The organism is Herbaspirillum sp. B65, from assembly GCF_000333555.1.
GTDB classification, from domain to species: Bacteria; Pseudomonadota; Gammaproteobacteria; order Burkholderiales; family Burkholderiaceae_D; genus Herbaspirillum; species Herbaspirillum rubrisubalbicans.
Genome location: NZ_BADI01000868.1, coordinates 1 through 13,317 on the forward strand (window position 1 = coordinate 1; position 13,317 = coordinate 13,317).

The window sequence follows — 13,317 nt, forward strand, 5'->3', positions numbered from 1 at the left end:
TCGCCATAGCTGGCCGAGTAATAGCCTCTGTTCTGGCCCGCACTCTGGGTGGCGGCGCGGTGGAATTGCGCCAGTGCTTCCACGTATTGCCCACGCGAGAGCGTCAGCACGCCCTGCTCGCCCACCAGCAGATCGAGATTGCCCGGTTCCAGGCTGGCGTCATTGCGCGGGAAAGCCTGCGCCGCCCGGGCATAGGCTTGGACCGCGGCCTCATTGTCACCGCGCCGCAGCGCCAGCTTGGCGCGCACCCACCAGGCCAGCGCCGATTCCTGCTGATCCACCAGCGCTTGAGCCAATTCATAGCGACCACTGCGATAGGCCAGTGCCGCCACGCGGTCGGCACCGGCGATATGTTCCAGCCCGCGCCGCTTGAGCGCATCGACCAGATTCACCAGCATGGTATTGGGCTTGAACTTGGCGCTGCGGGCGGCATCGGCATAACCGGAAGAACCGTAGGCGGGCGCGCTCGGATCGTAGTCGCCGCCCCCGATCTGCGGCCCCTCCACGACGTCACCCACGCGCGCCAGCGCATAGGCCACCAGCAGCTGTTGTGCCACCGCATCGTCGATCAGCTCGGCACTGGTGGCCGACCGCGCCAGACTCCAGGACGCCAGCGCCTGCAAGGACGACTGCGCACTGAGCGAGCCACGCGCAGCCTGTTCGGCATAGAGATGGATGGCTTGCTTCAGATCGGCCGGTTTGATGCTTTCGCCACAGGCATGACCCTCATTGAAATCGGACCAGTTGCACGCCCCCGCCTCCCCCACCAGCAACAGGCGCGCCTGCTCGCCATAACTGGCCACGGCCAGGCCCAGTGGATCGGGCGCACCGGCCAGCGCCAGCGCACGGGATTGCGTGAAGCTGGCGATGGCCTGTTCGCGCCGGCCTTCGATGGCGTGCAGGCGGCCCAGCATGTAGGCCGCCCATACTGCGCGCTCGCGGGCTTGTGGCGCTGGCAGCGCCAATACTGGTCTCGAACTGGCGCACGGTCAGTACGCGGCGCACTACCTTGGCCAAGGTATTGATCAACATGCCGCCGATGATCCAGATGACGATGGCGGCGATCACCTTCAGGCCGAAGGGCACCAGGTAGAGGTTGATGAGGGTGTCGAAGTTGAGCAGGTGGGTGGGCATCGGTATTTCCTTATCTTGTGTCGTGGCAATGCGTGCCAATGCGTGGCAGGGTGTGCGGCACCGGTTGTGCTTAGTCCGAGCGAGGTCGGTTTTGTTGCACAGCCAGCGCCCAAAACGAAATCCCCCGCAACACAGGGTGCGTTGCGGGGGACCGGTCAGCTCATACGCTGGGCTGCAGAACGCTGTTTAACGCTTGAGCGCGCGCCAGCCGATGTCGCGACGCATCTGCGAACCGGCGAAGTGGATCAGGTCGGCGGCGTCATAGGCGTGCTTCTGCGCGACCTTGACGCTGTCGCCCAGGCCCACCACGCACAGCACGCGGCCACCATTGGTGGTCAGCTTGTCGCCGGTGAGGGTGGTGCCGGCATGGAAAGTCACGCAATCGGCAGTCTCGGCCGGGATATCGGTGATCAGATCACCACGGCGCGGTTCTTCCGGGTAGCCATGGGCAGCCATCACCACGCCCAGCGCGGTGCGGCGGTCCCATTCCAGTTCCACCTTGTCCAGCGTGCCGGTCACGGCATGTTCGAATACGGTCAGCAGATCCGTCTTCAAGCGCGCCATGATCGGCTGGGTTTCCGGGTCGCCCATGCGGCAGTTGAATTCCAGCGTCTTGGGGTTGCCTTCGGCGTCGATCATCAAGCCCGCATACAGGAAGCCGGAGAAGGGGATGCCATCCTTGGCCATGCCCTGCACGGTAGGCACGATGATCTCGCGCATGACGCGCGCGTGCAGCGCCGGAGTGACGATGGGGGCCGGCGAATAGGCGCCCATGCCACCGGTATTGGGACCTTGGTCGTGGTCTTGTAGGCGCTTGTGGTCCTGGCTGGTGGCCAGCGGCAGGATGTTCTTGCCGTCGACCATGACGATGAAGGAAGCTTCTTCGCCAGCCAGGAATTCCTCGATCACCACGCGCGCGCCGGCGTCGCCCAGCTTGTTGTCGGAGAGCATCATGTCCACGGCGGTATGCGCCTCTTCCAGCGTCATGGCCACCACCACGCCCTTGCCAGCGGCCAGGCCGTCAGCCTTGATGACGATGGGCGCGCCCTGCTGGGCGATGTAGTCATGGGCGGCCGTCACGTCCGAGAAGGTCTGGTATTGGGCAGTGGGGATCGCATGGCGCTGCATGAAGGCCTTGGCGAAGTCCTTGGAGCTTTCCAGCTGCGCCGCTTCCTTGGTGGGGCCGAAGATCTTCAGGCCACGGGCGCGGAAGACGTTGACGATACCGGCCGCCAGCGGGCCTTCGGGGCCGACCACGGTCAGCGCCACGTGCTCCTGCTCGACGAAGTCGGCCAGTGCCATCGGATCGGTGATGGCGATGTTTTGCAGACGCTCGTCGAGCGCGGTGCCGCCATTGCCGGGAGCGACATAGACCGTCTGGATACGCGGCGACTTGGCGATGGCCCAGGCCAGCGCATGTTCACGGCCACCGGAGCCGACAACTAGGATTTTCATGGGGATAGGAAGAAAAGAGTGGCGAATGGGGGCGAAATGTCCGAATTATCCGGGTCGTATGAAGAATTATTCTTCGATCACGGCGTTGGTATAGAGCTCCTGGGTATCGTCCAGGTTCTCCAGCGCATCCAGCAGCTTCTGCATCTTGACGCCATCCTCGCCGGCAAACACGGTCTCGGTGGAGGGCTTCATGGTGATCTCGGCCACTTCGGCCTTGAAGCCGGCGGCTTCCATGGCGCTCTTGACGGCGGCGAAGTCGTTGGGGGCGGTCAGCACTTCGATGCCGCCTTCGTCATCGGTGATGACGTCTTCGGCGCCGGCTTCCAGGGCCGCTTCCATGACGGCGTTCTCATCGGTGCCGGGGGCGTACATTAATTGGCCACAGTGCTTGAACAGGAAGGCCACCGAGCCTTCGGTCCCCATGTTGCCACCGAACTTGGAGAAGGCGTGACGCACTTCGGCGACCGTACGCACGCGGTTGTCGGTCATGCAATCGACGATGATGGCCGCGCCGTTGATGCCATAACCTTCATAGCGCACTTCTTCATAGTTCACGCCATCCAGGGCGCCGGTGCCGCGCTGAATGGCGCGGGTCACGTTGTCTTGGGGCATGTTGGCGTCGGAGGCGCGGTCCACTGCCAGGCGCAGACGCGGGTTGGTATCCGGGTCGCCCCCGCCCATGCGGGCAGCGACGGTGATTTCCTTGATCAGACGGGTCCAGACGCGACCGCGCTTTTCATCCTGACGGCCTTTACGATGCTGAATATTGGCCCATTTGCTGTGTCCAGCCATGTTCAATCTTTCCTGCGAGAGGGTGAGGCCAGAACCGTCTTATGGTCGCCGCCGCCGCCCTTCGCGCTCGCTGCGGCAAGACCGGCAGGCGGATGCAACGAATCGGTGCAGAGGGAGACCAAGCTCAGGCAGGACCGATCATGTCCATCCTGCCACCATGTTCTGACTATAATCGGGCGGGCATTTTACCATACCGCCAACCCGTCATTTTTGCCCTCAAGGCTGAGTTGAGATGATTAATCCGCTTCCCATTGCTTCCCATCCCGGCGGGCTCCTATGCCTGCTGCCGCAACTGGCCAACCGCCATGGTTGCATCACCGGCGCCACCGGCACCGGCAAGACCGTCACCCTGCAGGTGCTGGCCCAGGCCTTGTCCGACATCGGCGTGCCGGTCTTCATGGCCGATGTCAAGGGCGACCTGTCCGGCCTGGGCAAGGCCGGCAGCGCCTCGCCCAAGACCACGGCGCGCCTGGCCCAACTGGGTCTGCCCGAACCGGCCTGGGCCGCCGCCCCGGTGGCGTTCTGGGACGTCTATGGCCAACAGGGCCACCCGGTACGCGCCACCATTTCCGATATGGGGCCGCTGATGCTGGCGCGCATGTTGAACCTGAACGACACCCAGCAAGGCGTGCTGCAACTGGTATTCAAGATCGCCGACGACCACGGCCTGTTGCTGCTGGACACCAAGGACCTGCGCGCCATGCTGCAGCACGTGGGTGAGAACGCCGCCCAGTTCAAGACCGAATACGGCAATATCTCGGCCGCCAGCGTGGGCGCCATCCAGCGCGGCCTGATCGCCATCGATGAACAGGGCGGCGACCAATTCTTCGGCGAACCGATGTTGAACATCGAAGACTGGATGCAGACCGACGCCCAGGGCCGCGGCGTCATCAACATCCTGGCCGCCGACAAGCTCATGAACGCGCCGCGCCTGTATTCCACCTTCCTACTGTGGATGCTCTCGGAACTGTTCGAACACCTGCCCGAGGTGGGCGACCTGGACAAGCCCAAGATGGCCTTCTTCTTCGACGAAGCGCACCTGCTCTTTGACGAAGCCCCCAAGCCGCTGTTGCAGAAGATCGAACAGGTGGTGCGCCTGATCCGCTCCAAGGGCGTGGGCATCTACTTCGTCACGCAAAATCCGCTGGACATCCCCGATACCGTCCTGGGCCAGCTCGGCAACCGCGTGCAGCACGCCCTGCGCGCCTACACCCCGCGTGACCAGAAGGCGGTGCAGGCCGCCGCCGAGACCTTCCGCCCCAATCCCATGGTCAATACCGCCCAGGCCATCACCGAGTTGGGCGTGGGCGAGGCGCTGGTGTCCTTCCTCGATGACAAGGGCCGGCCCAACATGGTCGAGCGCGGCTACGTGCTCACCCCCGCTTCGCAGATCGGCCCCCTGAGCGCAGAAGAGCGCCGCGCCCTGATCGCCAGTTCGCTGGTGGCCGGCGTCTACGAGCAGGCCATCGACCGTGAATCGGCCTATGAACGCTTGAAGGGGCGCGCCGTGCAACAGCCGCAGGCGGCCCCGGCCCCGACGCCGAATCATCCACCGGCGCCGGCCCCCGCACCGCCTCCGGTGGATGACAACGCCTGGGGCGCCTCGGCCGGCCACACCGCACCAGCGCCCGCGACCGGCTCCCGCCCCAGCGGTGGCGCCCGTATGCCTTCCCGGCAGCCGCAGCCCCAACCGCAACCGCTGCCGCAGCAAGACCAGGGGGGCGGCCTGGGCGATCTGCTCAAGGATGCCGCGGGCGGCCTCTTCGGCAGCGGCAACCGCCGCAGCGATTCGCCCTTGCAAGCCATGGTCAAGTCGGCCGCGCGCAGCATCGGTTCGCAGGTGGGACGCGAACTGATCCGCGGCGTCCTCGGCTCGCTGATGAAGAAGCGCTGAACCCTGGCGCGCCGCTGCAAGGCCGGCGCGGTGTTCAGGCGCTTAGGTGTTTAAGGTGCTTCAGGCGTTGAAATGTTTACAATGGCGGCCATGACTGCTGCCACTTCCCACTCCACCCCGCGCCAGGCCTTCCTGGGCGGGCTCTTGCTCGCCATCGTCGGCGCCATCTTCTTTTCCGCCAAGGCCATCGTGGCCAAGCTGATGTACCGTTACCAGGTCGATGCGGTCATGGTCATCACGCTGCGCATGGTGTTTTCCTTCCCGATGTTCGCCGCTGTGGCGATCTGGAAGGCACGCACCCAGCCGCCGCTGGCGCGCGCCGATTATCTGCGCATCCTGGTGCTGGGGCTGATGGGTTATTACCTGTCGAGCTTCCTCGACTTCCTCGGCCTGCAATACATCTCGGCCGGGCTGGAACGGTTGATCCTGTTCCTCACGCCTTCCTTCGTGATGCTGATCGCCTTTTTCTTCTTCAAGCGCAAGGTCGGGGCGATTGAGTGGGGGGCGTTGCTGGTGTCTTACTTCGGCACCGTGCTGGTCTTGCAGCATGACCTGCACACCGGCGGCAGCGAGGTCATCCTGGGTAGCGCCCTGGTGCTGGGCTCGGCCTTGAGCTATTCGATCTACCTGATCGGCTCGGGCGAACTGGTGCGCCGGGTCGGCGCGGTACGGCTGGTGGCCTATGCCATGTGCGTCTCCAGCGTGGCCTGCGTGATCCAGTTCTTCATCTTGCGTCCCCCGGCCGAGCTGGTCACCCAGGTGGCCCCGGTGTATCAGCTTTCACTCTTCAATGCGGTGTTCTGCACCGTGCTGCCGGTGTTTCTGACCATGGTGGCGGTGGCCCGTATCGGCGCCCCGACGGCGGCCCAGGCCGGGCTGGTGGGGCCGGTTTCCACGCTCTTCATGGGCGCCGTTCTGCTGGATGAACCCATTACCGGCATCCAGCTGGTGGGCACTGCGCTGGTGCTGGCCGGCATGTGGCTGCTGTCGCGCAAGAAGCGCTGAGGCATTCTATACTGGCCCACCGCAAGTGAATTTCCAGGCTTGATATTGACCGACTACAGGAGACCCAGATGGCAAAAGCAATCCGCATGAACAAGACCGGCGGCCCCGAGGTGATGGAATACGTGGACGTCGAGGTGGGCGAGCCGGGGGCCGGCCAAGTGCGCATCCGCCATGCCGCCATCGGCCTGAACTTCATCGATTGCTATTTCCGCGCCGGTCTCTATCCGCAACCGCTGCCTGCCGGCCTGGGCCAGGAAGGCGCCGGCACCATCGAAGCGGTGGGTCCGGGCGTGAGCGACTTCAAGGTGGGCGACCGCGTAGCCTACGCCGGCCGTCCCAATGGCGCCTATGCCGAAGAACGGGTGATGCCGGCCGACATCCTGGTCAAGCTGCCCGAGGCCATCAGTTTCGATACGGCCGCGGCCATGATGTTGCAGGGCATGACCGTGCAATACCTGCTGCGCCAGACCTACGTGGTGCAGCCCGGCGAGACCATCCTGTTCCATGCCGCTGCTGGCGGCATCGGCCTGATCGCCTGCCAGTGGGCGCGCGCGCTGGGCGTGAACTTGATCGGCACCGTCAGCAGCGAGGAAAAAGCCGCCCTCGCCAAGCAGCACGGCGCGGCCCACGTGATCAATTACAAGACCGAGAGCTTCGTCGAGCGTGTCAAGGAGATTACCGGGGGCAAAGGCGTTCCGGTGGTCTATGACTCCATCGGTAAGGATACCTTCATGGGCTCGCTGGATTGCCTGCGCCCGCGCGGCATGATGGTCAGCTTCGGCAATGCTTCCGGCCCGGTGGCGCCGTTTGGCGTGTCCGAACTGGCCTCGCGCGGCTCGCTGTTCCTGACCCGGCCCTCGCTGGGCAACTATATCGCCACTCGCGCCGAGCTCGATGCCACCGCGGGCGACCTGTTCCACATGGTGCAAAGCAAGCAGATCAGTATCGAGATCAACCAGCGCTATGCCTTGAAGGATGTGGGCCAGGCCCATGCCGACCTGGAAGGCCGCAAGACCACCGGCTCGACCATCCTGATTCCATGATCGCCTGAAGCCCCCGATTTAAAGGGGGGAGCCAGTCTGATTGTTCACTTGTACCCGCCCAAAGAGGAAGCATCATGGACCAGCCCACGCGCGACTCCGGCCTTGACAACCCCATGGGCCATCCGCCCGAGCAGGCTGCCGGCACCGATGGCACGCCCAAGTTCGGGCGGCTGTTGGTGGTGCTGATCTGTGCGGTGTTGCTGATCGTGGTGATCACCTTCGCCAGCGAAGCCTATTTTTCCTAGCCGCTTAGCCATTTTGGCGGGAGGGATATCGAAATTATTCGGTAGGAATCTCGCAAGATATCGGTATTTGCCCACGACTATGCGTTGATCACGCATTTTTTCCCGTCTTGATCGTCAAATGCAGCCTTTGACGCCTGCGACTTCCATGCAGGCGCATCCAAAGAACATTTTTGGCGGGAGAGGGAGATGGGATGGAGCTGGAGCAAGGCCCGGTACTGGTGTGGGCGTCTGGTCATGGTAGGTGTATTGGCAACTTGCCTGGTGGCTGCGGGCAGTACAGTGGCCACAGCGGCCGAGAATGGCGTGACGCCCACCGAGATCGTGCTGGGCCAGTCGGCGCCCTTCACCGGGCCGGCGGCCGAGATCGGGCGTGATTTCCAGGAGGGCGCGCGCAGCTACTTTGCCCAGGTCAATGCCAAGGGCGGCATCCATGGCCGCCGCGTGCGCCTGTTGAGCCTGGACGACCGCTATGATCCCGAGCGCACCGTCGCCAATACCCAGCAACTGATCTGGCGCGACAAGGTATTCGCCCTGTTCGGCTATTCCGGCACGCCCACCGTGCTGGCGGCGCTGCCGGTCATGCGCGAGGCCGGCATCCCGCTGATCGCCCCGCATACGGGCGCCAGCAGCTTGCGCGAGCCCTTCAATCGCCTGATCTTCCATGTGCGTGCCAGCTACCAGCAGGAAACCGACTTCCTGCTGCGCCAGTTGCAGGGCACCGGGCGCCTGCGGGTGGCGGTGTTCTACCAGAATGATGAACTGGGCAAGGAGTTGCTGGACAACCTGCGCCTGCGCGCCCTGGTCTATGGCCTGACCGTGGTGGGCAGCGTGGCCATCGAGCGCAATAGCGATGCGGTGGCCGCGGCGGCAGAACAATTCATGAAGATGCGGCCGGATGTGGTGATCCAGGTGGTGCCCTACCTGCCGGCCGCCGCTCTCATTACCCGGATGCGCGCAGCCGGCTACCTGGGCGGTTTTTCCAACTATTCCTTCGTTGGCAGCCATTCGCTGGCCACGCGCCTCAAAGACGGCGGCGTCGGCACCGAGATCACCCAAGTGGTGCCTTTCCCCAACAAGGCCCGGCTACCCATCGTCTACGAATACCAGAAGGCCATGGCGCGTTCTTCCCGCGCCTGCTGCAACTTCATCGGTCTGGAAGGCTACATCGCCGCCCGCGTGCTGGTCGAAGCGCTGCGCCGCGCCGGCCCGCAATTGAGCCGCGAAGGCCTGATCCGAGCGCTGGAGAGCATCACCCCGGCCAACTACGATGGCGGCGGATTCAGCCTGCATTTCAGCCGCACCGACCACACCGGCTCGGACTTCGTCGATTTGACCGCCATCGGCACGGCCGGGCGCTTCATCAACTAGGGCGAGGTCTGTCCCAGGTCTTCAGTCGGCCGGCTGCCCATCCTGGTCGACCTTGATGCGGACATGCCGCGTCACCCCGCTGGGGCCGGGGAAATCCTCGAAGGCGGCGCGCACCATGGCCGGCATGGCGGCCGACAGGCCGGCGCGCTGGCCTTCGCTATCGACCACCACATCGAACAGCTTCTTGCCATCGGCGAGCCTGCTGATGCCGATCTGCAGGCGTCGCAGGAATACCGGATAGCGGGTGGTCTCCATCGGTCCGCCATACCAGAAGGGATCATAGAACGGTCCATACGGGCCATAGAAGCCGAACGGGCGCGGCCCGAAGTGGCCCCAGCCCGGTCCCGGACCATAGAAGAAGGGATCGTAGGCCGGCCGGCTGACCACTACCTGCTCGGTATTCATGCCATAGCTGAAGCTCACCTGCAGTTGCGCCGGCTTGCCCTCGCCGGCCTCGGTAAAGCCCAGGAACAGCAGTTCCTGGCGGATCAGGCCGGCGTAGTTCTGGTACTGCAAGTCGTTTTCCTGCTCTTTGGTGGTAGCGAAAGTGAAGGGTTTGGCGTTGTCCCCGGGCGACCAGGCGTGGTAGGAGGTGACATTGCTCTGGATCACCGAGGCACAGCCGGACAGCAGCAGGCTGGCCGCCGCGAGGAAGAGATAAAGCCAGCGTTTCATGAAGGAACTCCAATGGAAAAGGCCAGGTGCCGGCCGATGGCTGGGCGCTCTGCGCATCACAAAGCAGTTGCCGCAGGGCAGACGGTGAGACCGGTTTCGGTGGTTTTCTATCCCGCTGCCATACCGGCTGCGATCCTGCTGCCAGCGCCGTGGCCGCTATTGTAGTGCTGTCGAGCTTGCCGCGCAGCCGGCCAGGTGCCGGGCTGATGGTCTGGGCGGGGGAGGGCGCGGGGATTTCGGTCGATTCCATCCGCGCTGTGCGCGATGATTGGTAAAATCGGACTTTTGCTGCACCTGACTTGGCTTTTGACTGTCGTCGCCTTCACCTTTCACCTCCACTTCCCTTCCTGGACAGGCCTCCATGCGCACCGATACGCCCCAGACGATCTACCGTAAAGACTACGCCGCTCCCAACTACCTGGCTGATACCGTCGAGATGGGTTTCGACCTCGATCCCGCCGACACCCGGGTGGCTACCCGCATCAGCATGACCCGTAACCCGGACGCGCGCGGGCGCGACCTGCTGCTCTTCGGCGAAGAGCTGGAACTGGTCGCCCTGCGCCTGAACGGCAAGACACTCTCGCAAGCCAAGGGCGAGTTCCGCATCGCCGGCGGCGTGCTGACCATCCCGGCCGCGCCGGCCAAGTTGGTGCTGGAAATCGAAACCCTGATCCACCCGGAGCGCAATACCTCGTTGATGGGCCTGTACGTCTCCAACGGCAATTTCTTCACCCAGTGCGAAGCCGAGGGTTTCCGCAAGATCACCTACTTCCCGGACCGCCCGGACGTGATGGCCAAGTTCACCGTCATGCTGCGCGCCGACAAGTCGCGCTACCCGGTACTGCTGTCCAACGGCAACCTGATCGAAGAGGGGGAGCTGCCCGATGGCCGCCACTATGCCAAATGGGAAGACCCGTTCAAGAAACCGTCCTACCTGTTCGCCCTGGTGGCCGGCAACCTGGTCTGCCAGGAAGAAACCGTGCGCCTGCATTCGGGCCGCGATGCGCTGCTGCAGGTGTGGGTGGAAGAGGGCAACCTGGACAAGACCCAGCACGCCATGGATTCGCTGAAGAACAGCATCAGTTGGGACGTGCAGCGCTTCGGCCTGGACCTGGACCTGGACCGCTTCATGATCGTCGCAGTGGGCGACTTCAACATGGGCGCCATGGAAAACAAGGGCTTGAACATCTTCAACACCAAGTACGTGCTGGCCAATCCGCGCATCGCTACCGATGTGGATTTCGCCAATATCGAAGCGGTGGTCGGCCACGAATATTTCCACAACTGGACCGGCAACCGCGTGACCTGCCGCGACTGGTTCCAGCTGTCCTTGAAGGAAGGCCTGACCGTCTTCCGCGACCAGGAATTCTCGGCCGACATGATCGGCAACGACAGTGGCCGCGCCGTCAAGCGCATCGATGACGTGCGCGTACTGCGCCAGGCGCAGTTCCCGGAAGATGCCGGCCCGATGGCGCATCCGGTGCGTCCCGACTCCTATGTCGAGATCAATAATTTCTACACCGTCACCGTCTATGAAAAAAGGCGCCGAAGTAGTGCGCATGTACCAGACCCTGCTGGGCCGCGAAGGCTTCCGCAAGGGCATGGACCTGTACTTCAAAGCGCCACGACGGCCAGGCCGTGACCTGCGATGATTTCCGCGCCGCCATGGCCGACGCCAATGGCCGCGACCTGTCGCAATTCGAACGCTGGTACAGCCAGGCCGGCACGCCCCTGGTGCAAGCCAGCGCCGAGTACGACGCCAAGCGCAAGACCCTGACCCTGACGCTGGAGCAAAGCTGCCCGGCCACCCCCGGCCAGAAGAAGAAACAGCCCTTCCATATCCCGGTGGCCGTGGGCCTGCTGGATGCACAAGGCCGTGACCTGGCGCTGACCCTGCAAGGCGAGAAGAAGGTTGGTGCCACCACCCGCGTGCTGGAGTTGACCAAGGCCAAGCAGAGCTTCACCTTCATCAACGTCGATGAAAAACCGGTGCCGTCGCTGTTGCGCGGTTTCTCCGCGCCGGTGGTCTTGCAATACGACTACAGCGACGCTGAACTGGCCTTCCTGATGGCCCACGACAGCGATCCCTTCAACCGTTGGGAAGCCGGCCAGCGCCTGGCCACCCGTCGCCTGCTGAATCTCACGGTGGCGGTGCAGGCAGCACGTCAATCCGGCCATGTGGTGGCCGTGGACACCGTGCTCAACAATATCGAACACGATGGCGCCCTGGCTGAAGCCCTGCGCGCCACGCTCAGGGATGAATCGCTCGACCCGGCCTTCCGCGAACTGGTGCTGACCCTGCCCTCGGAAACCATGATCGCCGAACAGATGGAAGTCATCGACCCGCACGCCATCCACGTGGCGCGCCAGTTCCTGCGCCGCTCGCTGGCGCGCCAACTGCATGACGACCTGCTGGCGGTCTATCGGGCCCACCAGACGCCGGGCGCCTACAGCCCCGATGCCGCCTCGGCCGGCCATCGCGCCCTGAAGAACGTCGCCCTGTCCTACCTGGCCGAGCTGGATGACCAGGAGGCCATGACCCTGGCCCAGCAGCAGGACCAGAACGCCAACAACATGACCGACCGCCTGGCTGCGCTGTCGGCCATCCTCAACAGCGCCGCCCCCGGCAAGAGCGAAGCCCTGCAACGCTTCTACGCCGAGTTCGAAGACGAAGCCCTGGTCATCGACAAGTGGTTCACCCTGCAGGCCACGGCCCGCAATGCGGACGTCAACACCGTGCGCAGCCTGACCGAGCATCCGGCCTTCACGCTCAAGAACCCCAATCGCGCGCGCAGCCTGATCTTCAGCTTCTGCAACGGCAACCCCTCGGCCTTCCATGCGCCGGACGGCAACGGCTATGCCTTCTGGGCCGAGCAGGTGATCGCCCTCAATGGCAGCAACCCGCAAGTGGCGGCACGCCTGGCGCGCAGCCTCGACCGCTGGCGCAAGTACAGCCCGGCGTTGCAGGAAAAGATGCGCCTGGCCCTGCAACAAGTGGCCGCTACGCCCAACCTGTCGCGCGATGTGGCCGAAGTGGTCAGCAAGGCGCTGGCCAATTGATCATTTGAAAAGATGATTACAGCGCCACTCATTCATTCGATTTATTCATCATAAAAACCACTGCAAGGAAGACCACCATGAAACGCATCAGCCTCACGCAACACCTGATCGAGCAGCAGCGTCTGCACAACAAGATCCCGTCCGAACTGCGCCTGCTGATCGAAGTCGTCGGCCGCGCCTGCAAGTCGATCTCGCACGCCGTGGGCAAGGGCGCGCTGGGCGAAGTGCTGGGCAGCGCCGGCAGCGAGAACGTGCAGGGCGAAGTGCAGAAGAAGCTGGATGTGATCTCCAACGAAATCCTGCTGGAAGCCAATGAATGGGGCGGCCACCTGGCGGCCATGGCCTCGGAAGAAATGGAAACCATCCATCGCATTCCCAACCGCTATCCCAAGGGGGAATACCTGCTGATGTTCGATCCCCTGGATGGTTCTTCCAACATCGACGTCAATGTCTCCATCGGTACCATCTTCTCGGTACTGAAGGCGCCCGAAGGCATGACCGAACCCAGCGAGCAGGACTTCATGCAACCCGGCACCAAGCAGGTCGCCGCCGGCTATGCCGTCTATGGCCCGCAGACCGTGCTGGTGCTGACCACCGGCGATGGCGTGCACTGCTTCACGCTGGACCGCGAAATGGGCGCCTGGGT

General features: G+C 63.9%; 9 protein-coding genes and 3 pseudogenes. 7 read left to right on the forward strand and 5 right to left on the reverse strand.

Annotation, left to right across the window (positions count from 1 at the left end; translation table 11 throughout):
• The 4 genes and pseudogenes from I5W_RS20620 to I5W_RS20630 all read right to left on the reverse strand — a co-directional run.
• Positions 1-965 (reverse strand): annotated as a pseudogene (locus I5W_RS20620) (hypothetical protein); the annotation flags it as partial.
• A pseudogene (locus I5W_RS33605) lies at positions 964-1,134 on the reverse strand (mechanosensitive ion channel family protein); the annotation flags it as partial. The pseudogenes I5W_RS20620 and I5W_RS33605, both read right to left, overlap by 2 nt.
• A gap of 186 nt (positions 1,135-1,320) precedes the next feature.
• Positions 1,321-2,589 (reverse strand): phosphoribosylamine--glycine ligase, encoded by a 1,269-nt coding sequence (gene purD / locus I5W_RS20625; RefSeq protein ID WP_017452207.1) that lies wholly within the window; start codon positions 2,587-2,589, stop codon positions 1,321-1,323.
• A gap of 66 nt (positions 2,590-2,655) precedes the next feature.
• Positions 2,656-3,381, reverse strand: a complete 726-nt coding sequence (locus tag I5W_RS20630) for a YebC/PmpR family DNA-binding transcriptional regulator (protein WP_044530630.1) — start codon at positions 3,379-3,381, stop codon at positions 2,656-2,658.
• A 232-nt stretch (positions 3,382-3,613) separates the two neighbouring features.
• Here I5W_RS20630 and I5W_RS20635 point away from each other — a divergent pair, with 232 nt between their 5' ends.
• The 5 genes from I5W_RS20635 (at position 3,614) to I5W_RS20650 (ending at position 8,936) form a co-directional block, all read left to right on the forward strand.
• Entirely contained in the window at positions 3,614-5,275 is a 1,662-nt protein-coding gene (locus I5W_RS20635) for a helicase HerA-like C-terminal domain-containing protein (RefSeq protein WP_044530631.1), read from the forward strand.
• A 90-nt stretch (positions 5,276-5,365) separates the two neighbouring features.
• Positions 5,366-6,280, forward strand: coding sequence for a DMT family transporter (locus I5W_RS20640; protein ID WP_181459131.1), 915 nt, complete (start codon positions 5,366-5,368; stop codon positions 6,278-6,280).
• Between the two features lie 68 nt (positions 6,281-6,348).
• Complete coding sequence (locus tag I5W_RS20645) at positions 6,349-7,323, forward strand: quinone oxidoreductase family protein (RefSeq protein ID WP_044530633.1); 975 nt, start codon at positions 6,349-6,351, stop codon at positions 7,321-7,323.
• Positions 7,324-7,397: 74 nt separating this feature from the next.
• Positions 7,398-7,568 (forward strand): hypothetical protein, encoded by a 171-nt coding sequence (locus I5W_RS32575; RefSeq protein ID WP_199901777.1) that lies wholly within the window; start codon positions 7,398-7,400, stop codon positions 7,566-7,568.
• 186 nt (positions 7,569-7,754) lie between these two features.
• Positions 7,755-8,936 (forward strand): ABC transporter substrate-binding protein, encoded by a 1,182-nt coding sequence (locus I5W_RS20650; RefSeq protein WP_252717146.1) that lies wholly within the window; start codon positions 7,755-7,757, stop codon positions 8,934-8,936.
• A 21-nt stretch (positions 8,937-8,957) separates the two neighbouring features.
• Here I5W_RS20650 and I5W_RS20655 read toward each other — a convergent pair whose 3' ends face one another.
• A complete protein-coding gene (locus I5W_RS20655) occupies positions 8,958-9,611 on the reverse strand; it encodes a DUF4136 domain-containing protein (protein ID WP_199901778.1) in 654 nt (217 codons plus the stop codon).
• Between the two features lie 361 nt (positions 9,612-9,972).
• Here I5W_RS20655 and pepN point away from each other — a divergent pair.
• Positions 9,973-12,671: pseudogene (gene pepN / locus I5W_RS20660) on the forward strand (aminopeptidase N).
• Positions 12,672-12,748: 77 nt separating this feature from the next.
• The coding region (locus tag I5W_RS20665) for a class 1 fructose-bisphosphatase (protein WP_044530636.1) at positions 12,749-13,317 on the forward strand (569 nt) is incomplete at its 3' end.